We start from the raw sequence: 26,484 nt of genomic DNA, 5'->3' as shown, positions 1-26,484 counted from the left end.
TTCGCCCGGGGAGGGAAGACCCAGCACCCTAGGCTAGACCAAACTAGGTCGGGGTGTTTTGCAGTTCGGGCTGTTCTTCGGGCAGAATAGCGCCTTCTACAGGGCACACCTGGAGACAAATGCCGCAGTCAATGCAGGTTGAAAAGTCAATCCAGTACCAGTCAGTGCCCTTGGTGTTTTTGCCGGAACCTTCGTGGATGCAGGCTACTGGGCAGGCATCGACGCAGTCGGCGACGCCCTCACAAACATTAGTCACAATGGTATGGGCCACGATCTCTCCTTACGGACACAAAATAATATCGAGGAATCAAAGTTCCCCTAGGCAAACCGTTGGCCACCTGAGTCTGCAACTCTTTCTCTATAAGGAATTGAGTCAGGGTAGAGGCCATCCCCCACGTTAGTTCAGAGCTTCAATATCTGGCAAGCCGTCGGGGCCGATCCAGGCAATGCGGCTAATGCGGCGCTGACGGGCTAGATCGCGGGTGGCAGCGGGCAGCTCACCGTCGGCTAGGTGCACCTCAGCCCGCACCAGACTAGCTGAGGCTCGTAGGGTTTGGGCGTAGGTAAAGGCTGCTGCCGCTGCCTGGGGCACGGTGGGCACCACTAGCCAATCGCTAGGGGGCGTATCCTGAGGCAGATGGCCCGTGAGCAGCAGCGCTTGGTGCAGAGCCTCAATGTTTAGTACGAAGCCAATACCCGGGAACCCCTGACCTTGCGCCTGAAAAACACCTAATAGGTGGTCATAGCGGCCCCCCTGCCCAAGCACTTGGCAGCCCTGCTTAGGGCCAGTGACCACCTCAAATACCAGCCCAGTGTAGTAGTCAAAGGGTTGAATCAAGCTGAGATCGAGCGTCAGGGCTGGGGTAGGGCGCTGACTCCCAGCTTCCGTGTTGATGACGTCTCGCACTAGGGCAACCAGCGACTTTAGACGCTCCACCGCTGTTTGGGCTTCAGGTTCTAGGGCAAGCTGCCCCAAAACCTGGAGCACGTCCTCAGGGTGACCGCGTAGGTCAAGCAGATGCAGGGCGTGCCGGTGCAGGTCTGGGGATAGACCCATGTCATCGAGAGCTACCCGGTCGAGGGCGGCAAGAGCTTGTCGCACCGCCTGGCGCTGGTCAGGAGCAAAGGGGGTGAGCAACGCCTGGGTGAGCTGGGCGTCGCCCAAGATCAAGCACCAGGAGTCGAGGGAGAGGCTGTGGAGACAGTCGAGCAGCAGCAGCACGATCTCGGCATCGGCTACTGTTGCCCCGGCTCCGAGCAGCTCGACTCCGGCCTGGTAAAACTCCTGCTGGCCTCCGTGGCTACCCTGAGTCGCCTGGCGAAACACATTGGCGTTGTAGTAGAGCCGCTGGGGATAGGTGACTCGAGCCAGGCGGGTAACAGCGGTGCGGGCGATCGAGGCGGTCAGCTCAGGCCGTAGCCCCAAACGCTTACCCGCGACGGGTTGAAGCTCAATCACCGCTTCCTGGTCGATCGCTCCCCCCGCCATTAAGGTATCCATCCGCTCTACAGTGGAGGTGATAATGCGGTGGTAGCCCCAGCGCTGAAATACCTGCTCTAGGCGATTCTCAATCCAGTATTTTTGAGCAACGTCAAGGGGTAGTAGGTCGCGCGCACCGGCAGGGGGTTGGTAGGTCATCACTTTTTCTTGCCTCCAAACAGGCCAAAGAAACCGCCGCCCTGGTTGGAAGATTTGGAGTTAGAGGCTTTGGTATTACTTGCTTTTGATTTGGCGGTCTGAGCCGACCCAGATGTAGACCCACCGCTAGTTTTATCTACCCGAGCCTGAACGGACTGCGCCCTTTCGTCATTGGGGTCGATCTCGAGGGCGCGTTTAGCGTGGATGCGGGCCATGGTGTTCTGACCAGCTTTGAGATAGATCGCCGATAGGTAACTATGGCACTGAACATTGTTGGGATAGGCTTTGACGGCTTCCCGCAGCTCTAAAATGGCTCGGCTATAGTCGCGGTTTTGATCGTACTCCTGGGCTCGGTTAACGTAGCTTTCTAGAATAGCCGCCTGGTTTTGCCGGGCCGTTGGCACTGTCGTTGTAGGGGCGGAAGGGGCAGCGTTGGGGCGCGATTTAGCGGCGCTGGCCGGGGAGCCAACCGATGGGCCATCGTTGGCACTGCTGCGGTACAGATAAATTAGGTTGAGCTCACTCAGTTCGCCAATTACCTCAGTCACATTCTCCAGGTCGTCGAATTGGCTTTCGGCTAAGCTACCAACGGCTTTGCGGTAAGCCGCGTCGGCATGGGGAGCTTTGAGCAGGGACTGAGCCTCTGCAGAGCTAACCGTGGGTGCTGTGCCGATCTGACGCAGGGACTGCGCTTTGAGCTTGAGCATGATGCCATGCTCAGTGCTTGACTTTTCTTGGGTCAAGGCCTCGTAAGCGGGGTTGACCAGCTTGGAGAGAATGTCGCTGGCCCGTTGGGCATCGGTAGCGGCGGCCCCAGACAAACTGTCGGGATGCAGCATACGGGCGATCGCTAGGTAGCGCTTGCGCACAGCCTTGGCATCGGCCGTTACTGGCACTCCCAGCACAGCGTGATGGTCATCAAAGTCAAGTTGAAACAGCCCTTGATCTGGTTTCATGGTCACTTACCCGAGGGACGACTCAGGGAGCAATAAGACACAAATTAAATTCTCTTCATCTACCCAGTCAACCTCAGTTTAACCATCCCCTGGTCTTTTTAGCGGTTTGAGGCTAACTGGGATCGAAGATTGGGATACGCACTGGTCAGGTGAGGGAAGGGAGCACTAGTGGCTGAATCTTCCCAAGGGTCTGGCTCATGGCCGAATGAATTTGGCCGTTGGTGGCCAACAGCCGCCCTGTCATCACGTCTAGCGGTGAGCCATCGTAGGCGGTCACCTGGCCTCCTGCTTCTCGCACGATCGCAATCCCAGCGGCAATGTCCCAAGGCGATAGCCCTCGCTCCCAATAGCCATCCAGGCGGCCACAAGCGACATAGGCGAGGTCAATGGCGGCGGACCCCCCTCGGCGCACCCCCTGGGTGAGGTGGGTGAAGTGGCAAAATTCGGCGTAGTTATTGTCGGGGGTTTCACGGCGATCGTAGGCAAATCCAGTTACCAGCAGGCTCTGAGCCAGCTGATCTGTGGTCGAAACCCGGATCGGGCTGCGGTTGAGGGAGGCCCCTAAACCTTTGGCCGCGCGAAAGAGATCGCGGTGAATCGGGTCATAAATCACCCCAAGCACCGGCTCTCCCTCGGCCAGCAGCCCGATGGACACTGCACAGAAGGGGTATTGGTGGGTGTAGTTGGTGGTGCCGTCGAGGGGATCTATGGCCCAAAGAAGGCCGGCTTCTCGGTCTCTAATTACCCCTGACTCTTCAGCTAGAATGCCGTGGTCAGTGGGGAGGTGTCGCTCTAGTACGGCCATCACGGCGGCCTCTGCACCGCGATCGGCTTCAGTAACCAGATCGCCAGAACGACCTTTCTCATCAATGGTGGTGAGGTTGCCCCAGTAGTGCTGAAGCACCGCTCCGGCGGCTAGGGCAGCCTCGGTGGCGCTGTCTAACCAGCGCTGTAAATCAGACTCGGCAGGAAGAGACATTAAATTAGCGTTGGGACGACTCAAGGTAACGGGGTGAGGCTGACTAGTCTTCGTCTAGGGGTAGCCCTCGGCGCACTTTGCCTTTGCCAAAGTAGCGGCCAAACTGTAGCTCATAAACCTCGTCTTCATCCTGGGTTTCGGCCTGGATGTTGCTGCGAGGATAGCTGACGCACAGCAGCGCGTAACCCCGCTCACGCAGATCGGGGGAGAGCCCCATAGCCTCAGGTTGATCGACTTCGCCTTCGAGCAGGCGCACCGCGCAGGTGGTGCAGGCACCGTTGCGGCAGGCAAACGGCAGCTCGACTCCCTGGCTCTCGGCGGTTTGAAGAATGTAGCGGTCTTCGGGCACCTCTACGGTGTATATGCGCCCGGTCTGGCGGTGGTGGACAGTGACGGTGTGGGTGCGGGCCATGGGGATGTCGGTCTTGGCAAAGTAACGGCGGGTGCGAAATAGGTCGGTAAATTGAGGTCGAAGGGGCGATCGCAGGCCAGCGCCCCAATCGTCAATTACCCCTGCTATGGTCTCACGAAACAATTGCTCTAGGGCTAACGAGCCTAATTCTGCAACAGAAACTAGCGTGGCCCCTGTTCTCTGACTCCATTGTTTGCTACGATAGCCTCTCAGCGGTGATGAGCCGCCCCCTGGAGAGATGGCCGAGCGGTTGAAGGCGCAGCACTGGAAATGCTGTTTAGGGGTGACCTTAACGAGGGTTCGAATCCCTCTCTCTCCGTTTTAATTGGTTTAGCTTTCCTACCTTGGTCAATCTGAGGTTTTGGCTAGCTTGTTTTGAAGGCCGTTTTAGGTTGGCGCAATCGAGCCACCAAAATTGGCGGCTTTGATCAGTAGGTTGAGAAGTTGGCGTGGTCAAGCCTCACAACCGCCAGTTTTTAGAACCGGCGGTTGTGCTCGCGCTGAATTCTGCCTGGTGTGCTTTGAGCTGCTGCTGAGCTAGGGCCATTGCCCGGTATTGGGGGGCACGGCACTGCGTCGTTTGGCCTGGCGTCGCTGGCTGGCCAGTCGTTCTAAACTTAAAGAAATCACCCCTAGGGTGACCAAGATTACGCCCATCCACTGGATAAACAGCAGCGCTGACTTTTCGCCAGGGGTAATTAAGTAGGCCAAAATAGCGGTCGCCACCGGCCCGCTGGCGGCCACAATTGAGGCTTGAGACGCCCCAAGCAATTTGACGCCGTAGTTGTTGAAGAGGTAGCCCAGCAGCGTTAGCAGCCCCAGCAGCCCAGCTCCGACATAGAGGCCGAGGGGACGAGTGGGTGCACCAGGGTCGAGGCCAAAGAAAGACCCCACGATCAAAATCACACTGGTGAGAATAAAGATGGTTGAAAACTGAAGCAGACTTGCCGAGACTGGGTGCAGCCGCTTAAAGCACAGCTGCATGGCTATCAAAAATAGCGAAAAGGCAACGCTAGCCAGCAGTGCAGCCCCTACCCCCCACAGCGATACGCCGTTGCCGCTGAGGTCGGTGTAGATCCGGGGCAAGGCGGTGAATACAATTCCCATGGTGATGGCAAACATCACCACTAGGCGCAGGGGTGTGGGGCGATCGCCGAACAAGAACCAGGCCAGCGGCACCGTGATCAGTGGATACATAAACAGCAGCGTCACCGCTACGCCGGGGCCGACGTCGGCGATCGCTTTGTAGATCAGCACCTGCGACAAAAATAAGAAGAAGCCGCTGGCGATTACTTGTACCAGGGGACGCCTTTGATCGCGATGGAAGATTTGGCGTATATCGTTGCCGACGTTGGGATAGAGGCGGGGAGCTACCAGCGCCAGCAGGGGTACGACTACCACCATGCGCAACCACAGCAGCAGCAGCGAGTTAGGAATCGTTAAGGACAAAACCTCTGCCATGGGAATGCGCCCCAGCAGCTGTCCGCCGTAGCCGATTACGCCCACAATGACGTTGTGTAATGACAGGGACAACGTCGAGAGCACCACCATCAGCAACCCTAGCTGGAGATCGGTGGGGGAGGAGCGGCGACTGGTCTCCGAGGGCGCAGTCTCTGCGGGGTTGGGCTGCGATCGCAGCAAAGCTGCTGAGGGGTGCTGCGCGATGGATTGCGAGGGTGAGGTGTAGCTATGGGGCGTAGATTCTGACCCTGGGTAGCTTGGGTCGGACTGGAGCCCTCGGTAGGGATTAGGGGGCAGTGCCGGTTCTGTTAAGCTGCCGGGCTTGGGGGGCAGAGTGCTATGGCCGTTACGGTTAGGGGCAGTAGTTCCTGAGGGCGGCACCATTTGGCTTTGCAGCTGCTGGCTCAGCCGAGCGACCAGGGCTTCTAAGATGGCTTCCCCCTGCTGTTCAACACTCTGCATCCGGCTGAGTTGTTGAGAGATGTTGCTCTGATAGCTAGTCAGATCATGTTGTAGAGAGGCCAGGGTGCTTTGGATCGTTGCGTCGAGGGCGGCCAAGCGCTGACTAGCATTAGCCAAAGGAGGAATTGCGGCCTCGTAGGGGGCGGACTGAAGGGCGTTGGGGTGAGTGTTGGTCAGGGCGGTTTCGAGCCGTCCTTGCAGGTGGGTGGCTAGGGCGATCGCCAGGCGTTTGGCCCAAGCCTGCTGCTGGGCAATTTGCTGCTGGCTCAACCCCTCGGCATAGGTAGTTTGCAACTGCCGATGCTGTGCCTGAAGGGTTTCAAAATCTCCCTCCAGAGCCTCGATGTCGGCCATCAGCCGCTGCTTTTTGGCCTGGAGATGGGCGATGTCCTCTGATAGATAGCCTGAGACCTGGTGGCGTAGGGTCTCGAGGTCATGGCCCAAGATCCGCAAAATAGCCTCAGCCGACTGAGGCTCAGACTGGGAAGTGGCGAAATTGGGTAGATGGTCAGAGGGCCCCATGGGTATGTCTCTCAGGGTGCGGTCATCAGCTACGGTCGGCGGGCAACTTTACAGGCTGCCCCGGCGCGAATGCTAGTATTGTGCTCAAAAAATCCAAAAAGATCTCTAGTATCGCCAGATTTAGAATGACCCGACCTTGCCCAACACTACAATCTCTCGGTGATTTCTTAACGGCCAGGCTGTCTAACGTATTGCCTACCCGGTTTTGTGAGTTGTCGTGATTGGGCGTAATTCTAGTGCTCTCAGTGATGCGGCCGGAGAGGGGACTGCTCAATTATCTGTGTTTCCCATCTACCACCCAGGCCTATGGGCGACTGGATGAAGATACCTTGGCTGTTCTCAGGGACAATATGCTGAACGGCTACCGCTAAAATAGCCAAACCACCCAGGTGATTCTCGGTGAGGTGCTCTGCGACCTCAATGGCACCCAAGCGGGCGGTTTTGGTGAGATCCTCAACTTCATCTAGCCGCGATCGAGCAGGGTGAGCTGCCCGATCGCGCTAGTTTGAGATGTCCCTCAGGCTGGTGGTTTTGACTGACAAACGCTACAAGCTACTCTTGGCCGGAAGATAAGCGATCGCAGAGCCTCCAAGGCAGTTCAAGTCCGCCTGGCCGAAGTTGGCGAGGTGGCCACCATGATTGTCCATGAGGCGCGCGAACCGTTTAACCCGGTGCTACTGGGGTCAAATTCTTTGGGCAGCTGTTGCGGCGAGTGACTTAAGATTGATAATTGCCAAACGCATCGTAGAAGTCAACCAAGGGCAGCTTACCATCGCCGCTGCTATTGACATTGAGGTGATGGTCACCCTACCCCAAGTGAGGCCAGGCTTAGCAACCTAGCGCACTGCGATCGCGTTGATAGCTAGGGCTAAACCCCCTAAAACATGTCTAGGTCCAGGGCCTTAGAGCCGCCTTCTTCAATCAGCACCAAAATTTTGCCCAGCTGTGACCAGATCAGCAGACCGCTGAGCAGGGTCATCGGTACCCCCATGGCGTAGGCGGCCTTAGCCGAAAAGCCAAACAGCTCAATGCCTGAAGCCAAAAAAACGCAGACCCCGGCACAGATGCCAAAAAAAGGAATTTGCAGCTGAGGACCGCGCATGGTGGCCAGAATGCGGGTGGAGCGTTTGCTGTTCCATTCGTTAACCGACTGCTGCAAAGCGGTGCTAAAGGCATAGCCCGAAGTCACAGCGGCCAAAAAACCAGCAAAAAACAAAACGTAGGGCGGTTGTGGGTACACGGATTTAGGAAAACGAAACAATAGTTTACTTTTCCAGATTATAGGGGAGAGCTGCCCCTACCTCTCACTCCCTCACCCATTCACCGCTGACTAAGCAGCTGCGCTTTCGACAGGACTAAGATTTCAGCACCTGGCGCAGATCGCCAACCACTGGTACCAGCTGCTCTGCCCGCTCCAGGGAATAGCTGGTCAGCGCTCCCCAGGCCACACCCAGCACACGGTCAAGGGTAATATCGTCCTTCACCAACGACCACAGCCGCTGCACCTCTTGGGTATGCAGCCGGTCGTCCTCCGTCAGGGCCAGCACAATCATCTGGCGCAGGTGCATCCCTTCCTCAGACATCAGGTAGCGAATGCCCATCCCCGCCGTGGGCAGCAGATCGAAGCCGGTATCTCCCTGGGCGATCGCCAGCATGTTTTCCAGCCGCTGCCATTGGAGCTGGCCGTCCTGAAACAACACCTCCAGCAGACGCTGACGCAGGGCCGGGGTTTCACCCACCAGCAGGCGACGGGCCACATAGGGATAGGCCACATTGATAATTTTGAAGTTGGGGTTGAGGCTTAAAGCCAAACCCTCCTGGGTGACCAGCGAGCGAATGATCAGGGCAAACTTGGCCGGTACCCGGAAGGGGTACTCGTACATCAGCTCTGAAAACTGATCGGTGACGGTCTTGAAGTTGAAATCGCCCACCTTAGAGCCTAGGGCGCTGCCCAACACGCGCTGGAGGGCAGGAATGATCGGGCCGAGGTCGGTTTCAGGCGTGAGAAAACCCAGCTTGACGAAGTCTCGTCCCAGGCTGTCAAAGTCTTGATTGATCAAGTGTACGACCGCGTCCACCAGGGTCTCTTTCGTGACCTGGTCAAGCTGATCCATCATGCCGAAGTCGATGTAGGCCATGCGCCCATCGGCTAGGGCAAACAGGTTGCCGGGGTGAGGGTCAGCGTGGAAAAAACCAAACTCCAGCAGCTGGCGCAACCCTGCTGTCACGCCAATCTCGATCAGGCGATCGGGGTCAAGGTCGTCCTCCTTGAGCGAGACCGTGTCGGTGAGCTTACAGCCGTCGATCCACTCAAGGGTGAGTACCCGCTGACTACAGTAGGGCCAGTAGATAACGGGCACTTTGACCGTGGGATCATCTTTGAAATTGGCGGCAAATCGCTCGGCGTTGCGACCTTCGTTGAGGTAGTCAATTTCCTCAAACAGCTTGGTGCCAAACTCATCCACAATCAGAGTCAGATCGTGCCCTAGGTTGAGCGGTAAAAAGTTGCCCAGCCAGCGCGCGGCCCAGCGCATCAAATAAAGGTCGCGGCACAGCACCGGCCGTAGGTAAGGCCGCTGCACCTTGACAGCAACCTCCTCCCCGGTAAACAGCCGCCCCCGATAGACCTGCCCCAGGCTAGCTGCGGCCACCGGCAGAGCCGATAGATTGCTAAAAATTTCTTCGGGGCTGTAGTTGAGTTCTGCCTCGACAATCGCCATTGCCTTGACGGTGGGAAAAGGCGGCAGCTGGTCTTGCAGCTTGGTGAGCTCGTCGAGAAAGTCTTGCCGCACCAGGTCGGGCCGGGTAGAAAGCGCCTGACCCACCTTAATGAACGTTGGCCCCAAATTGGTCAGTACCTGACGCAGCTGAATGGCTCGGCGAGGGCGATTTTGCTCTTCCCGGCCGAACCATTGATCCATCTGCAGGCCTAGCACGAAGGTGCCTAACCACCACAAAATTTGTAAAACTCTCCAGGCCAGGGTGCCCACCCGCCAGCGAAAGTAGCGAGCGATCGCCGCTGCATCGTAGGTGCCCATCAAAGCCGGATCTGTCGTTGCCACTATGCCACCTGCCCCTTACATTACTGTGCGGTGCTGCCCTAGCGGGTGGGGCTATCGCTGGTTTAGGAATGCCATCAACGGGCAAATAGCACGTTGAGACAAGCGGCGATCGAGAACCCCTAAGCTGGGTTAATCTACCTTAAATATAGTATATAAAACTACAAACAAATCCGACTAAGCCCAGTGAGAGATTCAAAGGCTCGTCGGAATTTTGGCCAGTAGATTGTGGCAGCGGGGTTAGCAGTACTGGGCAGCCTTAAGTCCTACCTCGGCCAACACAGATTTTAACGTTTGCACCACCTGATCCTGAGCCGCTTCCCCCAGTTCGGGGAACATGGGCAATGACAACACCTGCTGGGCCGCAGCTTCTGCCTGGGGAAGATCGCCTGGCTGATAACCCAGGCTACGGTAAACGGGCTGTAGGTGCAGAGGCAGTGGGTAGTACACCATGCAGATCACTCCGGCCTCTCGCATCAGCTGCTGTACCTGGTTGCGCTCTTGGCCTTCAGCGGTGGCCTGGGGTAGACGCAGAGTGTACTGGTTCCACACCGAGCGGCCAAAGGTTACAGGCAGAGGTCGCACGACTTCGGTGACTGAAGCTAGCAGGTGGTAGTAGCGATCGGCTACCTGCGATCGCTGCTGGTTCCAGCGATCGAGGTGGCGTAGTTTAATGGCCAAAATTGCGGCCTGCACCGAGTCGAGACGGCTGTTAACGCCAATGGCCTCGTGGTGATACTTCACCCGACTGCCGTGTTCACTCAGCATCCGGGCAGTAGCAGCTAGATTGTCGTCGTTGGTCGTCAGGGCCCCGCCGTCGCCACAGCCCCCCAAGTTTTTTGTGGGAAAGAAGCTAAAGCAGCCCACTTGCCCAATCCGACCGACCTGCTGCCCCATCCACTCCGCGCCAGTGGCTTGGGCACAGTCTTCGATCATCGTGAGGTCGTAGCGGGCAGCTAAATCCATGATTGGCCCCATATCTACGGGTCGACCAAACAGGTGCACGGGCATAATGGCCCGGGTGCGATCGCTAACAGCGGCCTCAATTTTGGCCACATCTATATTGAAGGTGTCGAGGTCAATATCGACAAACACTGGCGTTGCCCCCACGGCACTAATCGCTTCCGCGGTGGCAATAAACGTAAAGGGCGAAGTAATTACCTCATCGCCAGGGCCAATGTTCAAAGCCCGCAAAGCCAGGTACAAAGCGTCCGTGCCAGAGTTGCACCCAATACAGTGCTTCGTGCCTACATAGTCTCCAAAGGCTTGGGTAAAGGTTTCGACGACAGGTCCATTGATGTATTGTCCAGAGGCTAGCACCTCGGCCACGGCAGCATTCACATCAGATTGAATTGCTCGAAACTGCTCCGTAAGATCAACAGGAGGAATTACACTCACTCGCTCACACTCACCTAGTGGATAGGCCTAGTTTACCCTAACCCCACGGCCGTGTTAGGTGCTGCCTAAAGGGCGATCGCTGCCCCTGCCCAATCTACCCATGGCCCTGTGGTCTAGGAGTTTCCCGTGCTCGATTCATCTCTTACTTCTACTGGCTCGTCTATCCCCAGAGACGAGCACACTCGTTGGATGCAGCGCTGCCTAGAACTGGCTCGGCTCGCGGCCGGTCAAACAGCTCCTAATCCAATGGTGGGGTGTGTGGTATTGCAGCAGGGTTTAGTGGTTGGAGAAGGTTTTCATCCACAAGCTGGGCAACCCCACGCTGAGGTGTTTGCCCTAGCTCAGGCCGGAGCCCGTGCCCAAGACGCCACCCTCTATGTCAACCTAGAACCCTGTAATCACACTGGGCGCACTCCCCCCTGTACAGAAGCGGTGATCCGAGCGGGTGTGCGTCGGGTATGCGTCGGGATGGTCGATCCCGATCCCAGGGTGTCGGGCTCAGGCATTCAGCGGCTTCGCCAGGCCGGTCTTGAGGTCATCGTTGGAGTTGAAGAAGAAGCCTGCCGACAACTCAATGAGGCCTTCGTGCAGCGAATAACTCGCCAGCGCCCCCTAGGCCTGCTGAAGTATGCCATGACCTTAGACGGCAAGATTGCCGCCGTCAGCGGCCACAGTGCTTGGGTAACAGGGCCCACAGCTCGCGCTGCCGTACACCAGCTGCGCGCCACCTGCGATGCGGTAGTTGTTGGCGGCAACACCGTTCGTCACGACAACCCTCGCTTAACTAGCCATGGTCATAGCCCCCATAACCCTCTGCGGGTTGTCATGAGCCGGCGCCTCGAACTTCCCCCTGAGGCCAACCTGTGGCGTACGGAAGACGCACCAACTACAGTTTTTACTGGACCTGATGCCGACCCAGCACATCGACAGGCTTTAGCCACCAGGGGAGTAGATGTCGTCACGCTACCGGCACTCGCCCCTCGGTTAGTCACGGAGCACCTTTACCAGCGCGGCTGCGCCACAGTGCTGTGGGAATGCGGCGGCTTTCTGGCAGCCCAGGCTATCCGAGATGGCGTCATCGATAAGCTTTGGGCCTTTGTGGCTCCTAAGCTGATAGGCGGTGTAGCTGCCCCAAGCCCTATTGGTGACTTGGGCCTTCAGAACATGGGTCAGGCCCTGGCCTTGAAGCGCACTAGTTGGCGTCTCCTAGGAGATGATCTGCTGTTAGAGGGCTATTTGGACCTGCCTGCTGACAGTTAGCCCGACAACATCAAAGCAGACTGCTACAGCTGGATGGAGCACTGTTCTGTCATTGAGGGCTAGGGATAGATACGTACCAGTCGGGGAATATCGTAGGTCAACTCTCGTTTGCGCATAAAGGCGTCAAGTACCAGCCGTAGATCATCCTTGCCGCGAAATGACTCTACTCGTTGACGCACCTCGCCCTGCTCAAATATCAGCAGCGTCGGCAGGTTTGAGAGCCGGTAAGCGTTGGCTAGACGCAAGTTTTCATCGGCATTAACATCGACTAGCTTAATATGGCCCTCCCACTCAGCCTGAAAGCTTTGCAACACTGGGATAATGAGCTTGCAGAGCCCACACCAAGGAGCCCAAAAATGAACCAGTACGGGGAGTTCTGACTCAAGCACAGCTGTTCTAAACGTGGCTTCGCCAACAGACATCGGCATCTATAAATCAATGAAGGAATTTAACTAACTCTCCAGGCCGATTCCTGAGCGGAACCGCTGAACAAATATGTTTTTGTTGAAGTTGAAGGAAAATATGCGGTTGCTATCGGGATCATTGTAGACCAGTTGAGAATGGAAGTTAATAGGTCAGAATAAGGATTCTGCCAAAGCCCCAACACAGGGCTTTGGCAATAGAAGCGGCCGCTGGTTTACGTCATGGAGCAGTTGTAAGTAGCTGCTCTATCTAAGATCTGGGAGGTAGTATGACCCCCAAGCCAAAGATTTAGCACCCAAGGGGCTGGTGCTGCCGGAGTAAGTTCAAAGCCTCATCGGCCGGTAAAGGCTTGGCAAAAAAATAGCCCTGACCATAGTCGCATCCCTCCTGCTGTAGCATGGCGACCTGGGTGGCGGTTTCTACTCCCTCAGCCACCACCTCCATGCCAAGTTTTTGCCCGAGGGTCAAGATAGTGTTGATAATGGCTCGATCTTCGTTGCTTTTCTCTAAGCGCCCTACGAAGGACTTATCCACCTTCAGAGTATCCATAGGAAATCGGTGCAAATAGCTGAGGGACGAATAGCCAGTCCCAAAGTCATCAATAGCCAGCTTTAGGTCTAAAGACTTGAGCTTGAGCATCAGGTCGATCGCAGCATCCACATCGCCCATCACCATGCTCTCGGTAATTTCGAGTCGAATGCAGTGGCCGTCAACCTGAGTTTCTTTTAAGGCGGCTTCGATTTGACTGACCAGATCAGTTTGACCAAACTGACGATTAGAGAGATTGATGCTCATAGTCAGGTGGCGATATTGGGGCAGTAAGGTGTGCCACTGGTGCAGTTGCTGACAGGCCTCGCGAAAAATCCACTGCCCTAAGGCCATGATTAGTCCGGTTTCCTCTGCTGCTGGAATGAATGCACTGGGCAGAACAAAGCCTCGATCTTTCTGGTGCCATCGCACTAGAGCTTCAAATCCAGCCAGTGCTCCCGTTTTGAGATTGATGATTGGCTGGTAGTAAAGCAAAAACTCGTGGTTGTCAAGAGCGCTAATTAAGTCGCTTTCGAGCTGAAGGCGGTTGACTGCTTCGGTTAGCATGCCAGCAGCAAATACCTCAAATCGCGACTTGCCCAAGGCCTTGGCTCGGTACATGGCGGTATGGGCGTCGCGCAGCAGATCGGCCGGTTTGTGCTCTAACCCCGGCTGGCTGATAGCTACCCCAATGCTGAGGGTGCTGGGCAATTTTTGGCCATGCAGGGTGAGAGGTTCTGAAAGGACGTATTGGAGCTGATCCATCAGTTCTCCAGCAGCGGTGCTAGAGAGCTGAGTGAGTAGCAGGGCAAACTCATCGCCTCCTACCCGGGCTACTTGAGCCTCCGGAGGTATGTGCTGCACCAGTCGCCCAGCCATCATTTGCAGCACCTCGTCACCCACCTGGTGCCCCAGACTTTCGTTGATTACTTTGAAGCGATCGATACCCATAAACGCCACTATCACAGGCTGATCGGGATTTTGTCGGTGGTAGAGAGCCTGCTGAATAGTATTGATAAAGGCTTCACGGTTGGGCAGGCCGGTGAGGGAGTCATGGGTGGTGCGGTAGAGCAGCTTGTAAGCTAAAACCACTGCTGCTGCAGTTACCATTCCTAAGGCCGGCTCGGCTAGGGGGAGCCACACTAATCCATTAACCCCTAGCCAGCCAACTACTCCTAGGCCTCCCAAGAGTAGTCCGGAGGTCAGCAGCAGCTCGCTAGGGCCCTTAACGACCCAAACTAGGGTGCTGGCGGCTAAACACCAGCTCCAAAGCCAAAATCCTTCGGCCCAGGGCGGCAGAAATCGGTAGCTGGCGGGCTGTCCGGTAAGAATATCAAGCAGCTGGCGCACCATCTGCCCGTGGATGACTACCCCAGGCATGGTCGGTTCGCCGTCTTGATCGAAGCTGAAGGGTGTGTAGAAGCGGTCTTTGAGGCTGGCGGCGGTGGTGCCAATGAGGACAATATTATCGTCAATCCAGGCTGGATCAAACTGCTTGCTGAGTACTTGGCTAATGGAGATGTGGCGAGCTGGCATCTGGTCAGCGTGATAGCGCAGCAAAATTTGGTAGCCTCTGCTGTCTACGTTTTGGTAGCCACCATCGCGGGCAGAGAGCACTGGAATAGCCCGATCGCCCAGGTAGAGGTGATTTGCCTCAGCAGTTAAAGCCTCGGATGCATAGCCCTCGTAGGCCATAACTACCCGCAGGGCGAAGGAATAGTAGCCACCGTCAGGACTGCGCACGAAAACCAAGTTGCGGCGGATAATGCCGTCAGAATCGATGGGAAAATCGTTGAAGCCGACCCGCTCTGGCTCAACGGTGGGCGGAGGAGGCACTTCGCCCTGGCCCTGGGTACTGCCCACATTCATAATGGCCATCAGGTTGGGGGCGGCTAAGGCTTCGATCAGGTCAGCCGACCCAGACGGACTCAGCGTGCTGCGGTAGAGGTCTAGCCCTATCACCCTTGGGGTATGAACTTGCAGAGTTTGAATGACATCGGCTAATAGCTCGTCACTGAGGGGCCAGCCGTACTGGCGAATATCTGCCTCGGTAATGCCCACAATTGTCATGCGAGGGTCGAGGTCTTGGCTAGGGCGCGTTCGCACCAGATGGTCGAAGAGAAAGAGCTCAGCCGGTTCTAAAACGGTCAATACTTTGGCGCTGGTCACTAGGGCACTGGCCACTAAACTGGCCAACAGTACAATCTTGCCTCCGGTGGTCAGTGGGGTCGCTCCCCACCAGTGAAGCACTTGGGGAACCACCCGGCGCCGCAGTCGGTGGTTTATTCTGTTGAGCGTCGCTTTCACAATCGCTGGGCCTTTGAAGACAGAAACTAAATGACGAAGAATCTCTCAGGTAGCACACCCAGTGCCCTAACCTTAGAACGCCAACTGAGGTGAAGGACATTTGTTAAGCATGCCCAGATCGATCTGTGTAGCTCTTGTCGGGTAGTTGCTTGCGATCGCCCCTGTAGCCTAACAAAGGCTGATGGTGATGATGGCTTTGGCTTTTGTAATACAAGTCAAAGGCGGCAGTCCCAAATATAGGGACTGCCGCCTTTGATTGATATTTGATTTCAATATCTCTATTGCTAATGTGCCTCCGCCGTCGCCATAGATGGCACGGGGCGATTGTTCTGCACTAGTTGTCGCTAGGTTGCATCGGAGTCACCCAGTGGGTGCCGCCACCCTGGCGTCGGCCTGGAAATTCGTCTCGGCTTTTGGCGCTAGCTGCTGACCCTGTGTCGAGGGCTTGAAAAACGATCAAAATAGCTAGCGATATCGCTCCAATAGCAAGAACCGAGGGGTAAGAACGAACCGTGTGCTCTAGTGAAGTTTGCATAACAGTTATCGTTGTGTCCTCAGGTATATAAATAACCTGAGGGTTAGACGCTCCCTAAACAACATTGATGACTTAGGCCTGCTCTACAACATAGCTCCAGCCTAAATCTATTAAGGCTGAAGCTGGCGGTGACCATCGACAGAGGACCCACGGAATTTAGGATTACGAAAATTCACGGAACTTTTCCAAACTCAAGACAAAAGTTTGTGAGGATTGTATAAAAATTCCTAAAACTTTCCGGATTTCGGTAGATGCCTGTGGGAGGGGTAGCGTCTTAGTCTGATGCCCCCAGCAGGAAGTTTAAACAAATCATCTGTAAACCTACGGAATTCTAGCCGCGATCGCCATCACTGGTTTATCTGTGCCACTGCTAAGCCCAACAAGAGTCCAATCAGGGCACCAAGAGTAGTGTTCATACCGTTGACGACTTCATTGGTTAACCACGGTATGCGGGTTTGCAGTGTGGCTCCAATGAGACTTTCTACAGTGGTTGCTACAAAGGCCGCCACCAGACAAATGATGATGCCCCAGAGGTTAAGAAACCCCACGGCCCAGCCCACCAGCGCCATCACCACCGACCCAGCTACTCCAGCTAGGGTGCCCTCTAAGCTAACGGCTCCTTCGGTCCCAGCTGGTACTGGCTTGAGCGAGGTAATCAGAAAGGTATGGCGACCGTAGGCTTTGCCCACCTCACTGGCGGTGGTGTCGGAGAGTTTGGTGCTGAGGCTGCTGACGTAGGCCAGCGCCAGCAAGGGCAGCCAGAGGGCTTGGCTGGCAGGGCTAGCGGTTACGCTGAGAATTGCAATCGCCCCAGCACAGACCGCCGCCGCTAGGGCAGAGCCCCATACATTCTCTGGCCCTCTCACCCCCGATCGCCCCTCGGCAATGCCGGCCGCCTCCTTGCGGCTTTTACCTAAGCGGGTAACCGCTGTCCCGGCCAGAAAGTAAGTAATCATCACGATGTAGCCTCGCCAGCCTAGACAGCCCCAAATGATTACCCCTAGCACCCAGGCGTGGCAGTAGCCTGCGGGGGTTAGCAGCTTTTTGGGTAACTGCCAGGCGATCGCCAGCAGCAAGGTATTTACCAGCCCGCCTATGAGCCAGTCGGTTAGCTGGCCGGAGCCTTGAACAGATGGGGTTAGCGCTAGGAAAACTTCAGATAGAGCCATAGTGTCACTCTAGAGGCATTGTTATCCTATAGGGCAAAGGTCTTGTGCAGATGTAGACAGTTCCCCTGGTTGGGGGCAGGTTCATAGGTGAGGCGATCGGCGACGAGATACATGATCTTCAGTCCCCGTCCTCCCTCTGAGTCAGGGGTGTTGACGCTAATTTTGTGCCTCAGCATTGAGGCCAAATCGAATCCGGGGCCGCGATCCCAAATGCGAATATCGATAGTGCGATCGCTTACCGACACTTCAATGCCAACGGGGGTTTCTAGGGGCAGTCCGGCGTGGGCATGGCGCACCGCGTTGGTGAATCCCTCAATTAGAGCGAGCTGACACTGAAGCCAAATATTGTGGGGGATAGGCGTTGCTTGAAACTGGTCAAACCACGCCAGTACTGACTTTAGCGCCGTTGGATCGGTTTGGGTTTCAATCTGGCTAGTGTGCTGGTAAGTCAAAGCAGTCAACGGCTAGATAGCTCACCTTTGCATCATAGGCCTAACCCCACCCTGGCAAAAGCCTTAAGGGCAAGAGTTTTACATCGCCTATCGACCCATTACACCCGAAGGATTAAGCCAGGTCAGCAAATGGTGGCGTAGGTGAGTCAGGTCTCGATAAAACTCCTGGCGCATAAATTGCCCCAAAGCATCGAGGGGGCTGAAGGCTTCTCCTGGCTGCCAGCTTAGCTCTTGGGCAATGGGGGTGGTGTGAGAACCTTGCAAAATTTGAACTGTAGTGGACTGGGGAAACCGCCGCACCAGCACCTCCGACAAGGGACGGGTTTGGTCGATAGTATCGCTGCGAAATTTAATGAGTAGATTATGGGACACGGGATAGCGATCGCGCACCAAAGCCAGAGTAGCCTCAGGGTCGGGGGTAAATTCCATATTGAAGGCAGGGTTAAACTGCACCACCTGCTCTAAAAAGGGAATCGCTCGCCGGGCCGGGTAGTTATTGAAACTCATATACATATTGCCAGCGCGCTCTACCTCCCACAGGCTGTTGATCAGCAAATGGACTTTGCAGCCCATGCTGTGCCCTAGGCCGTAAATGGGCATCCGGTAGTCAGCTAGCCCTCGCTTGTCGAGATACCGCAGCGCTTGACCGAAGGTGACCAGCACTTCCTGGGCAATAGCTGCATGGTCAAAGGTGTTGATAAAGGGCGTTGCTACCACCAAATAACCCTGCCGAGCCAGATTTTCTAGCAGCCATTGGTAGGTGACACTGGGGGCAGCTGCCACAAATGCTCCCCCCAAAAAATGCACGATCGCCGTGGGGTTAGGCGGCACTAAAATCCAGTTACCGGAGACCTCTTGCCAGTTCATTTTGCTTTGTAGTGGTAGCCTTTGCCCAAGATTACAGTGGAGGGGGATCCCTCTCTATTTATTACTGTAGCCAGTTTGGGGCAGTGGCGGTATCACCGCTGCTGAGTTGGGGAGACTGGCCTGGCTAAGTTACCGCTGTTGCATTCCAATTCCGTGGGGCGGTAAGCTCGGTGGGCTGGGTTAAGGAAAGGCTATGAGTCAAGATGCTGCGATCGCAGAGCGCACGGTGTCGGTCAACGGGTTGACCTGGTTCTACCGCGACCTTCAGCCCCTGGGCGATTCCTCCCGGCTGCCGGTGTTGCTGCTCCACGGTCTGGTATCTCAAAGCTACAGCTGGCGGCAGGTCATGCCCACCCTGGCTCAGCGGGGATTTCGAGCGATCGCCCCCGATTGGCTTGGCCACGGCTTTTCCGATAAGCCCGATCGCCGCGACTTTGACTACACCCCCGCTGCCTTGGCCTCCGCCTTGGGTGGTTTTATCGACGCCCTAGAGCTACCCCAGGTGCATCTAGTGGCCCAGGGATTCCTCGGTGCCGTCGGCATTCAGTATGCCCTCCAGCATCCCGAGCGAGTCGATCGCCTGGTCATGATCAATGCTCCCATTGGCCCTGGTGCCAAATTGCCTTGGAAGATTCGCCAGATGGGCCTACCCCTAGCTGGCGATATGATCACCCAAGATCCGCTCCTGGTCGATCGCACCCTAGAAGGCGGTGGCCCCTACCAAATCGATGACGCTGATTTAGACGTATATCGCCGTCCGTTCCTAAAAAGCTCTGATGTGGGGCGGGCGTTGATGACTACCGTACGCCGCATGGACATTGAAGCCAGCAGCCAGGCGATCGCCGCTGCCCTGCCCCATTGGGATCACCCCACCCTAGTGCTCTGGGGTCAAAAGGATCCTTGGCTGCCGGTTAGTCTAGCTGAGGCCGCCGTTCAAACCCTACCCAATGGTGAACTACAAACCCTAGAAGAAGTGGGCCACTATGCCCAAGAAGACTGGGCCGAGAAAGTCGCCGCCGCTCTCGATATTTTCCTGCGTCAGATGGCCGTGTAGCCAAGTTTGGACGGCCAAGCTAAGGCTATTCATCCTTCCCCGCAGCCCAGCTCAATTGATAACGAGTTAGAACAATAAAATAGTGCCTAAAGCAGTAGCTTATCCTAGATAAATGGGCAACGCTGTTGCTTAACCAATAGGGGTTACCAAAGGAGTATGTGATGGCGGTTAAACAGCAGTTTCAGAGCTTTGAAGACTTACTTGCTGGAGCTTCAGGCCCCGTGCTAGTGGATTTTTATGCTACATGGTGTGGCCCTTGTCAAATGATGGCAGGCATTCTAACCACCGTTAGCAGCCAGCTCAAAGGACAGCTCAAAATTGTCAAAATCGACACTGATAAATATCCGCAAATTGCCTCTCAACATCGAATTGCAGCCCTGCCTACGCTAGTGTTATTCAAAGCCGGGCAGCCCGTAGATCGTATCGAAGGCGTGCTGCCAGCTGACCAGCTAGTGGCCCAGCTTCAGCCCCATCTGGGCTAAGGCATGACGGTTGTACCCTGTGCGATCGCCCTGGGCAGCAACTTGGGCGACTCTCGAAAAACTTTGCAGCAAGCCCTCACGGCTCTGCATCAAAATCGCTACATCGATGTCATAGCGCAGTCGAGCCTTTATAAAACTGTCGCCATCGGCCCCCCTCAACCCGATATTCTAAATGCCTGTGCTCTACTCGAGACCTCCCTCTCAGCCCAAGACCTACTCACTCAGCTACTAGTCATAGAACAGCACTTCGGTCGAGTGCGTCGTGAGCGGTGGGGCCCACGCACCCTTGACCTCGATTTGCTGTTCTACGGCCAGTCAATTATCACCGAACCAGCCTTACAAGTTCCCCACCCCCGCCTGCGGGAGCGCGCCTTCGTACTTATCCCTCTAGCCGAGATTGCTCCTCACTGGCGCGATCCTGTCAGCGGTCAATCGATACGCTCCCTACGTCAGGCTGTTGACCCTACTGGAGTTCAGCCACTTGGCCCAATCGGCGGCTTCACTTAATCTACGCGCTCTCAGCCCGCTACAATAGGTTGACCGCCTGCGCCCTTTCTTCGCCGTTACCTATGCCTTTGGGTCAAGAGCCTCCTCAACTGCTCAAGCAGCGCTTGTTTTATGAGGGTCGCAAGTTCAACTTTGAGGTCAATCGCCTGCGCCTGCCAAACCGAGCAGAAGGCGACTGGGAATGCATTCGCCATCCTGGCGGGGCCTTAGCTGTACCTGTAACCGCCAGTGGTGAGTTAATTATGGTGCGTCAGTATCGCTTCGCGGTGCTTGGGCGACTGCTAGAGTTTCCAGCCGGCACAATCGAGGCTGATGAATCCCCTGCCGAAACCATTCGTCGAGAGATCCAAGAAGAAATTGGCCACAGCGCTCAAACCTGGCTACCCATTGGCAACTTTCCTTTGGCCCCTGGCTATTCAGATGAAATTATCTATGCATTTCTAGCAACTGACCTAGATGCCATTGAGTTGCCTCCTGACGCCGATGACGATGAAGATATCGAAGTCGTGCGGCTTACCCCTGCCCAGCTCGAGAAAGCAATTTTGGCTGGGGAAGCGGTAGACGCTAAATCTATTGCCAGCTTCTACCTGGCAAAACCCTATTTAGAGAAGCTAGCAGCTCTATAAGTCAGTCAAAAAACCAGGCTAGTCGTAGTATCCCAGTACGGTTTCCGGAGCATAACGCACCTTCGGTAAGGTGGCATATTTGTCATCGTCGGCACGATAGCCGACTGCACATAGCACCACCGCCGAATAGCCCTGCTCGGGTAGTTGCAGCAGCTCGTTAAACTTATGTTGGTCAAAGCCTTCCATTGGGCAAGTATCGACCCCGAGGAGGGCCGCAGAGTACATCAAAAACCCTAAAGCAATATAAACCTGCCGAGTTGCCCAATTGTCCATTGTGATGGGGTAAGGAGGCTCCGCCAAAAAACCCTTGATCATGTTGCCATAGCCATCAAGCGTTTCGGCAGGCATCTGGCGCACCGTTGCCATGCGCTCTACGAACTGGTCAACCTCCGTAGTACCCACGTCTTTCTTAATAGCCAGCACCACTAGGTGAGAGGCATCGGTAACTTGAGCTTGACTCCAGGCATGTTCTTTCAGCTGCTGACGCAAGGCCGGGTTCCTCACCACGAAAAACTTCCAGGGTTGCAGCCCAAAGGAAGACGGAGACAGCACCAGACTCTGCTCCAGGGCTGTCCATGTGCCATCAGAAATTTTGCGGCCTGGGTCAAACTGCTTGGTAGCATAGCGCCAGTTCAACTGCTGAATAACCTGGTCAGGAGTAGTAAGTGAATGTGTCATGGCGGTTGTGGAAGTGCAGTAACAGCAGACTCAAGGCAAGAATGATAGGATTTTGCGGATAACGTTCTTGTATGGCATCCTAAGTCACGGAGCTACCCACTGCGTTAACACCGACCACATTTAAGCTGAAACCTGTTCGGTTCTATCAGGCCCAGATCCGTAGTAGGGTTTCAGCCAGTCTAGGCTCAGTTCGTAGAGATGATCGATCGCCCATGTAGCTCGACGGTGAATCATCTGGTACGGGTAGACATGAGCCACGCCTAGTACGGGTACTCCTGCCCGTTTAGCGGCCTCAATACCAGCGAAGGAATCTTCTATGGCTAGGCAATCTGTCGGCTGTAGAGCTAAGTCGGCAAACTGCTGATTGAGGCGTTCAATGGCGAGTAAATATCCATCTGGGGCAGGCTTACTAACCCCGATAGTCAGATCATCCGACGAAACAATCAGCTCCACATATTTGCCCCAAGCCGTCTGCGCCAGTACGGCTTCAATTTCCTCGCGCCTTGCTCCAGATACAATAGCTAGCTTGAGCTGGGCTGCCCTAATTTGGTAAATCAAATCATCGAGGCCTGGATATAGCGGCAGTTGATCTAAGGCGGTCAGTACTTCTCGGTAGCGAGCAGCTTTACGGTCAAGCAATTTTTCTAAGTACCCCTCGGATATCACTCGTCCTTGACGAGTAAGTAGCTCACTGAGACAAGCGGCATCAGAGCGGCCTAGGCAATATTCCGCCAGATCCTGGGGGTTGGGTCGAAGATTCTCTTCTAGGAGCAACTCCTCAATCAACCGCCCATGGATGGCCTCATCGTTAATCACGACACCGTTGAAGTCGAGTAAAACTGCCTTAAGAGCCATTAATCTAATCGGAGGGATGTTAAGAGATGTAATGTCCTGGACGCAGCCTCTAGCTTAGCCCGGTTTTGGCTGCTAAAGAAGGCTCTTCCGGCCTTTTAGATCAACGAGTTCGAGGTATTGCCAATCAGTTCAGTTCAGTATGACAGCCAAACATCATCTCTAGATTAAAGGCGTTTAGCTGCACTTCGAACTACGGATTCTTGCCCCGTAAAATTACGGAGATTAGCGTTGACCCTCTGCCGGAGTACCGTGGATCAACGATGGTGAATATCGGTGTCAATCCCGAGAATAAGGACAGTTCTCAGCGAACCCGCTCTCGTAAGGACACCCGCAGATATGGCTACTCAAACTTCGACAATTCGCTCCCGTGGCATGGAACTGCTGATGCAGTACAAGCAGTCTCCCTCTGTACAACTGCGTAACCGGTTGGTGCAACTCAATGCTGGACTAGTGCGCAAAATTGCCCACCGCGTCAGCCACCAGTGTTCTGAGCCCTACGAAGATCTTGAGCAGATTGGCTACATCGGTTTGATTCGTGCCATTGAGCGGTTTAACCCTGGTCAAGGCTGTGCTTTTAGCTCCTTCGCCGTACCCTATATTCGCGGTGAGATGCTGCACTTCCTGCGCGATCGCGGCACTACAGTTAAGATTCCCCGCCGCTGGCAAGATCTACAAAAAGAGTCTCAAAAATTGCAGATGGAGCTGATGCGCTCTTTAGGCCGCAACCCCAGCGATAGCGAAATGGCTGAGGCACTGGGTGTACCGGTTAAAGAGTGGCGCGAAGTCAAAATGGCTCACAAAAATCGCCTTCCCCTCAGCCTTGATGCAACTGTGTGCCAGCAGGTTGACTCTAATATCACCTTAGGTGAGACCCTACCTGACAGTCACTATCAACTCATGCAGGCTTTGGAAGAAGATCGTCAACAAATCCAGCGGGCGTTGAACCAGCTTGAGGCTAAAACTCGCACTGCTATTGAGTTTGTCTTCTTCAAAGGTCTGTCCCGCAAAGAGGTTGCTGAGAAAATCGGCGTCAGCCCCATGACCGTCACCCGACGCATCCAACGGGGTGTCGACGAAATGATTGCTTACCTGCAACCTCAAGAGCTTCGCACGGATCCCTAGTCTAAGCCGGATTCCTAGTCTAAAGTTGTTACGAGAGCGATCGCCGTAGGTAGTCTGTCCGAGACTATCTACGGCTTTCCCGTTCTAGGGTGTACCGCTTAGGTCTCCTGTAGAGATAGGCAGACCAAAACTGGAAATTCTAGACAGCAAAAAGCCTTGCCAACTGGCAAGGCTTTTTGTATATCGGAGCGGCGGGATTTGAACCCACGACCCCCACTACCCCAAAGTGGTGCGCTACCAAGCTGCGCTACGCCCCGGTCTTTTAATCGTGCTTAACTAGAATAACACAGGGAGGTACATAGCCAGATGAAATCCGAGAAAGTTGCAATCTGTTCTAGCAAACCCTTAAAACACCGTGAGGTGAAAGATGGCCTGCAACATTTGCTGGGTCGCCTCCACGTCCCACTCACCTTCGCATTGACGACCTGACTTGAGAATAAACCGTATGCCATAGGCTTCTGGAAAGCCTTCTGCTTCTATCCATAGGTGATCGGCTTCTGCTTCACAGGTAACGCGTTCATCGTCCATAAGTTCGCTGGCAATCGCTTGCATAGTTTCACTTATTTCCATCGCTAGCCGTCGAAAGGCACGAAACTCGGTTTTGGTTAACTCTATAGCCCAATTAGAGCCAGCTAATAGCCCGCAGTATTTAGGAGCGGTGGCGTCCCAGCCGAGCCGCCACCCATTGCCTTCCTTCGTAAACCGCTCACCCATGAACGCGGCCGGTCTTGCTGTTACTACTCGCCAATAATCTCAGGCTGGGTCAACTCATCGGACATCTCGATGATGGCTCGCAGCACGGGCTTCATCTTGGGGTCTTCATAGTTTTCAAAGTCTTCGAAGCGTCTCCGCTGGGCTCGATTAGCTACTTGTACCGTGATGCGGTAGCGGTTTGAAGCGGCCCGGATCAGGTCTTCGGTGCGTCGCATAACCTGCGTACTGTCGAAAGGGGAGCGCTTAGCCATAACAACCTGAATAAATGACTCAAGCCCTCATTCTACCAAGAATCTTTGGTATCACCGCCCCCAATTAAGCATGGCCGCCTAGAGTTGAACCCTAGACAGCCATTGGAGACATTTAGACTTGGCTTTGTAACCGCTGCTTAAGGCGAGCCGGCTCGCCTTCGTCCAGTACCCGTCCTGCCTCCAGTAGAAAAGCGCGATCGCAGTAGTCAAGTTCCACCAGTCTGTGGGTTACCCATAAAGCTGTTAGCCCCCGCTCTTTAACCAGATTTCTTACCCGTTTCACCAAATCAATTTGGCTATCGGGATCCAGTAGAGCAGTAGGCTCATCTAGCAGTAGCACCTGGCAGTGTCGGGCAATGGCCCCAGCAATTGCCACCCGCTGCTTTTGCCCGCCGCTGAGGGCATAAATGGGCCGACGTTTGAGTTCCAACAGATTGATGGCGGACAATGCATCGTCAACCCGATTGCGAATTTCTGCTAAGGGAAGGTGCTCATCCACTAGGCCAAACGCTACATCAGCCCCCACAGTGGGCATTACCAACTGGTGGTCGGGGTTCTGAAAGACGAAGCCCAAGGGCTTTTCAACCAACCACTCTCCCCCTTGAGGTTTCAGCAGCCCTCCTAGGATCTTTAGCAAGGTTGACTTGCCACTACCATTGTTGCCTAGCAGCATGCAGAACTCACCCGGCTGCACCTTGAGCGAGCAGTTTTGCAGAACTGACAGCCCCGATGGCCATTGAAACTGCAACTGATTGACCCAAATGGCACTAGGCTCTTGAGCTGAAGCAATGTTACCAGGCATTGATCTTGACTCCTTAAGTAGCGATCGCTTACTGATCGCTACTTAAGGAGAAGAATCCTGGTGGGCGACCCGATGCTGTAGCCGTACCGCTTTTCTCAAAGATTTGGACGGCCGCAATCTCGCTACCCAAGACGCTAATGCGTTTGTGAGGTTGTTGGTCGCAGGTGATTTCGATTAGATGACCATTGTTGTTGCGTAGGCTCTCTGTAAGTGAGCCAAAAAGAGCCTGTGCCTCACTGGGTTCCTTCTTTTGCACGGAGAGGGGCATTGGCGTATGTTTCAGCGTTAACTCGATCGTGAACATGGTTGACTACTACTCAGTAAACAGAATTTTTAGAGACGCAGGTGGCTTGAACTAGGTTTGCCTATCTATATATAAAGTGTAAAGGTTCCTACTCGACAACTACAGCTCTGACGGGAGTAAAGAGCTACCTGTGTAGATGATGTCTAGTAGCTTGCTGTCTAGCATCGGACAGCCATGGCTCCGAATAGAGTTAAGAGATGCCGCTTGTCCCTTTAACACCTAGGCGAAGCTACAACACTCTAAAAGAATAAACTTGAACTAGAACAACCTAAATTCCTTCCTCAAAAGGTAAGCAAAAATACTTATTAGAACTGTTGAAATACAAAGATAATCTGGGTTCCCCAATGGGCTCTCCTAAAAATACGCCTTATAATGATACGTACGGTAAAGAATAGTAAACACTACTCATAATTCGCGGATAGGTGACTGACCTAGTAAATCACCTGTCGACGAGTTAGAAGTAGCGGCATCATCTTCCGTGTATATACCTTGTTGTTAGATAGTTACGGAGATTAGCGTATGACCATAGCAATGGGACGCGCGCAAGCCGAGCGAGGATGGTTCGACGTCCTTGACGACTGGCTAAAGCGCGATCGCTTTGTGTTTATTGGGTGGTCGGGCCTTTTGCTGTTCCCCTGCGCCTTCATGGCCGTAGGTGGA

Annotated in this window: 26 protein-coding genes, 2 tRNA genes and 1 pseudogene; 8 read left to right on the top strand and 21 right to left on the bottom strand. The window is 54.8% G+C overall.

The window, feature by feature from the left end; genetic code table 11:
• Positions 1–43: 43 nt before the first annotated feature.
• From H6F59_RS14000 to H6F59_RS13980, 5 genes are all read right to left on the bottom strand, one after another.
• Complete coding sequence (locus H6F59_RS14000; protein WP_190700920.1) at positions 44–271, bottom strand: indolepyruvate ferredoxin oxidoreductase subunit alpha; 228 nt, start codon at positions 269–271, stop codon at positions 44–46.
• Between the two features lie 126 nt (positions 272–397).
• Positions 398–1,639 (bottom strand): ATP phosphoribosyltransferase regulatory subunit, encoded by a 1,242-nt coding sequence (locus H6F59_RS13995; RefSeq protein WP_190700917.1) that lies wholly within the window; start codon positions 1,637–1,639, stop codon positions 398–400.
• Entirely contained in the window at positions 1,639–2,595 is a 957-nt protein-coding gene (locus tag H6F59_RS13990) for a J domain-containing protein (RefSeq protein WP_190700912.1), read from the bottom strand. Before H6F59_RS13990 ends, H6F59_RS13995 begins: the two co-directional genes overlap by 1 nt.
• A gap of 145 nt (positions 2,596–2,740) precedes the next feature.
• A complete protein-coding gene (locus tag H6F59_RS13985) occupies positions 2,741–3,574 on the bottom strand; it encodes an inositol monophosphatase family protein (RefSeq protein ID WP_190700909.1) in 834 nt (277 codons plus the stop codon).
• Positions 3,575–3,617: 43 nt separating this feature from the next.
• Positions 3,618–3,986: a 2Fe-2S iron-sulfur cluster-binding protein gene (locus H6F59_RS13980; protein WP_190702090.1), complete on the bottom strand. Its 369-nt coding sequence runs from the start codon at positions 3,984–3,986 to the stop codon at positions 3,618–3,620.
• Positions 3,987–4,218: 232 nt separating this feature from the next.
• On the opposite strand from H6F59_RS13980, the gene H6F59_RS13975 reads away from it, so the two are divergent.
• Positions 4,219–4,305 (top strand) — tRNA-Ser (locus tag H6F59_RS13975).
• 218 nt (positions 4,306–4,523) lie between these two features.
• On the opposite strand, the gene H6F59_RS13970 is transcribed toward H6F59_RS13975, so the two are convergent.
• The 4 genes from H6F59_RS13970 to H6F59_RS13955 form a co-directional block, all read right to left on the bottom strand.
• A complete protein-coding gene (locus H6F59_RS13970) occupies positions 4,524–6,431 on the bottom strand; it encodes a DMT family transporter (protein WP_242021472.1) in 1,908 nt (635 codons plus the stop codon).
• Positions 6,432–7,308: 877 nt separating this feature from the next.
• On the bottom strand, positions 7,309–7,620 hold the full coding sequence (locus H6F59_RS13965; protein WP_313887230.1) for a hypothetical protein: 312 nt from the start codon (positions 7,618–7,620) through the stop codon (positions 7,309–7,311).
• A 166-nt stretch (positions 7,621–7,786) separates the two neighbouring features.
• Complete coding sequence (locus H6F59_RS13960; RefSeq protein ID WP_190702082.1) at positions 7,787–9,469, bottom strand: AarF/ABC1/UbiB kinase family protein; 1,683 nt, start codon at positions 9,467–9,469, stop codon at positions 7,787–7,789.
• A 261-nt stretch (positions 9,470–9,730) separates the two neighbouring features.
• Complete coding sequence (locus H6F59_RS13955; protein ID WP_190700905.1) at positions 9,731–10,888, bottom strand: aminotransferase class I/II-fold pyridoxal phosphate-dependent enzyme; 1,158 nt, start codon at positions 10,886–10,888, stop codon at positions 9,731–9,733.
• 126 nt (positions 10,889–11,014) lie between these two features.
• Between H6F59_RS13955 and ribD the strand changes: the two genes are divergently transcribed.
• Entirely contained in the window at positions 11,015–12,148 is a 1,134-nt protein-coding gene (ribD, locus tag H6F59_RS13950) for a bifunctional diaminohydroxyphosphoribosylaminopyrimidine deaminase/5-amino-6-(5-phosphoribosylamino)uracil reductase RibD (RefSeq protein ID WP_313887211.1), read from the top strand.
• 59 nt (positions 12,149–12,207) lie between these two features.
• Here ribD and H6F59_RS13945 read toward each other — a convergent pair whose 3' ends face one another.
• The 5 genes from H6F59_RS13945 to H6F59_RS13925 all read right to left on the bottom strand — a co-directional run bounded on the left by H6F59_RS13945 (position 12,208) and on the right by H6F59_RS13925 (position 18,429).
• Complete coding sequence (locus tag H6F59_RS13945; RefSeq protein WP_190514873.1) at positions 12,208–12,576, bottom strand: co-chaperone YbbN; 369 nt, start codon at positions 12,574–12,576, stop codon at positions 12,208–12,210.
• 283 nt (positions 12,577–12,859) lie between these two features.
• Positions 12,860–15,406, bottom strand: a complete 2,547-nt coding sequence (locus H6F59_RS13940) for an EAL domain-containing protein (RefSeq protein WP_190700901.1) — start codon at positions 15,404–15,406, stop codon at positions 12,860–12,862.
• 882 nt (positions 15,407–16,288) lie between these two features.
• On the bottom strand, positions 16,289–17,110 hold the full coding sequence (locus H6F59_RS13935; RefSeq protein WP_190700896.1) for a TIGR00297 family protein: 822 nt from the start codon (positions 17,108–17,110) through the stop codon (positions 16,289–16,291).
• A 26-nt stretch (positions 17,111–17,136) separates the two neighbouring features.
• Positions 17,137–17,562: an anti-sigma regulatory factor gene (locus H6F59_RS13930; protein ID WP_190700893.1), complete on the bottom strand. Its 426-nt coding sequence runs from the start codon at positions 17,560–17,562 to the stop codon at positions 17,137–17,139.
• A gap of 87 nt (positions 17,563–17,649) precedes the next feature.
• Positions 17,650–18,429: a DUF1350 family protein gene (locus tag H6F59_RS13925; RefSeq protein WP_190700890.1), complete on the bottom strand. Its 780-nt coding sequence runs from the start codon at positions 18,427–18,429 to the stop codon at positions 17,650–17,652.
• 193 nt (positions 18,430–18,622) lie between these two features.
• Here H6F59_RS13925 and H6F59_RS13920 point away from each other — a divergent pair, with 193 nt between their 5' ends.
• The 4 genes from H6F59_RS13920 (at position 18,623) to H6F59_RS13905 (ending at position 21,098) form a co-directional block, all read left to right on the top strand.
• Positions 18,623–19,483, top strand: coding sequence for an alpha/beta fold hydrolase (locus tag H6F59_RS13920; RefSeq protein ID WP_190700886.1), 861 nt, complete (start codon positions 18,623–18,625; stop codon positions 19,481–19,483).
• A gap of 161 nt (positions 19,484–19,644) precedes the next feature.
• Positions 19,645–19,965: a thioredoxin gene (gene trxA, locus H6F59_RS13915; RefSeq protein WP_190700883.1), complete on the top strand. Its 321-nt coding sequence runs from the start codon at positions 19,645–19,647 to the stop codon at positions 19,963–19,965.
• 3 nt (positions 19,966–19,968) lie between these two features.
• Complete coding sequence (gene folK, locus H6F59_RS13910; protein WP_190700879.1) at positions 19,969–20,472, top strand: 2-amino-4-hydroxy-6-hydroxymethyldihydropteridine diphosphokinase; 504 nt, start codon at positions 19,969–19,971, stop codon at positions 20,470–20,472.
• Positions 20,473–20,534: 62 nt separating this feature from the next.
• Positions 20,535–21,098 carry an NUDIX hydrolase gene (locus H6F59_RS13905; protein ID WP_190514881.1) on the top strand — a complete coding sequence of 188 codons (564 nt, stop codon included), beginning with the start codon at positions 20,535–20,537 and terminating at the stop codon, positions 21,096–21,098.
• Positions 21,099–21,116: 18 nt separating this feature from the next.
• Here the strand turns inward: H6F59_RS13905 and H6F59_RS13900 are convergent, their stop codons facing one another.
• A complete protein-coding gene (locus H6F59_RS13900) occupies positions 21,117–21,776 on the bottom strand; it encodes an NAD(P)H-dependent oxidoreductase (RefSeq protein WP_190700875.1) in 660 nt (219 codons plus the stop codon).
• Positions 21,777–21,896: 120 nt separating this feature from the next.
• The gene (locus tag H6F59_RS13895) at positions 21,897–22,631 is read right to left on the bottom strand and encodes an HAD family phosphatase (RefSeq protein ID WP_190700873.1); all 735 of its coding nucleotides are present in this window, start codon (positions 22,629–22,631) and stop codon (positions 21,897–21,899) included.
• A 336-nt stretch (positions 22,632–22,967) separates the two neighbouring features.
• Between H6F59_RS13895 and H6F59_RS13890 the strand changes: the two genes are divergently transcribed.
• A complete protein-coding gene (locus H6F59_RS13890; protein WP_190514884.1) occupies positions 22,968–23,753 on the top strand; it encodes an RNA polymerase sigma factor SigF in 786 nt (261 codons plus the stop codon).
• Positions 23,754–23,936: 183 nt separating this feature from the next.
• Here the strand turns inward: H6F59_RS13890 and H6F59_RS13885 are convergent.
• The 5 genes from H6F59_RS13885 to H6F59_RS13865 form a co-directional block, all read right to left on the bottom strand.
• Positions 23,937–24,010 (bottom strand) — tRNA-Pro (locus H6F59_RS13885).
• A gap of 88 nt (positions 24,011–24,098) precedes the next feature.
• Positions 24,099–24,467 (bottom strand): DUF1818 family protein, encoded by a 369-nt coding sequence (locus H6F59_RS13880; protein WP_190700870.1) that lies wholly within the window; start codon positions 24,465–24,467, stop codon positions 24,099–24,101.
• 23 nt (positions 24,468–24,490) lie between these two features.
• Positions 24,491–24,718, bottom strand: a complete 228-nt coding sequence (locus tag H6F59_RS13875) for a DNA-directed RNA polymerase subunit omega (RefSeq protein ID WP_073610122.1) — start codon at positions 24,716–24,718, stop codon at positions 24,491–24,493.
• Between the two features lie 112 nt (positions 24,719–24,830).
• Positions 24,831–25,520, bottom strand: a complete 690-nt coding sequence (locus H6F59_RS13870; RefSeq protein ID WP_190700867.1) for an ABC transporter ATP-binding protein — start codon at positions 25,518–25,520, stop codon at positions 24,831–24,833.
• A 28-nt stretch (positions 25,521–25,548) separates the two neighbouring features.
• On the bottom strand, positions 25,549–25,824 hold the full coding sequence (locus tag H6F59_RS13865; protein WP_190700864.1) for a hypothetical protein: 276 nt from the start codon (positions 25,822–25,824) through the stop codon (positions 25,549–25,551).
• Positions 25,825–26,343: 519 nt separating this feature from the next.
• Here H6F59_RS13865 and H6F59_RS13860 point away from each other — a divergent pair.
• Positions 26,344–26,484, top strand: a pseudogene (locus H6F59_RS13860) (photosystem II D2 protein (photosystem q(a) protein)); the annotation flags it as partial.

This window comes from Nodosilinea sp. FACHB-141, assembly GCF_014696135.1.
Taxonomy (GTDB): domain Bacteria; phylum Cyanobacteriota; class Cyanobacteriia; order Phormidesmidales; family Phormidesmidaceae; genus Nodosilinea.
Note: the sequence above shows the minus strand (reverse complement) of the source record. Positions and strands in the feature narration are given on the sequence as shown.